This window comes from Dellaglioa sp. CoH-56-MRSF-12 (assembly GCF_056782075.1).
Map to the genome: position 1 here is coordinate 1 of NZ_JBXAYD010000041.1, position 367 is coordinate 367.

Sequence of the window (367 nt, forward strand, 5' to 3'; positions counted from 1 at the left end):
GGTGGACGGGACTGCTCTGCGGCTTTACGTGACATCTCGACGATTGCCGCGTCCCACGCTTCTTCCGGAATATCACCGTTAGCCGCGTAATCGGCCAATGCTTCAAGCAGCGAGACCATTGCGTGTTCCGCGCTTTGGCGTCCTGCACCCTTGTCCGTCAATCCATCGCCCTGTGCTCCGGGTATATCGATGTCGAACAGGCGCAGAGCTGCGTGCGTCGGCGTCTTTTCACCGTCTGCTGTTTGCTGTAGCTCACGTTCGAGCAGCGCACGCCATTCATCTGCGGGCAGCGGGACCCACTCGCATTTGAAATAGCCAGCTCCAGATTCACCGGGCTCAAGCCCAGACAGCGCGGCATGTGCGATAG

General features: G+C 59.7%; 1 protein-coding gene. It reads right to left on the reverse strand.

Going from position 1 to position 367, the window contains the following annotated elements:
- Positions 1 to 367: hypothetical protein (locus AC1RPY_RS07725; RefSeq protein WP_481763101.1), on the reverse strand; the 367-nt coding region annotated here is incomplete at both ends.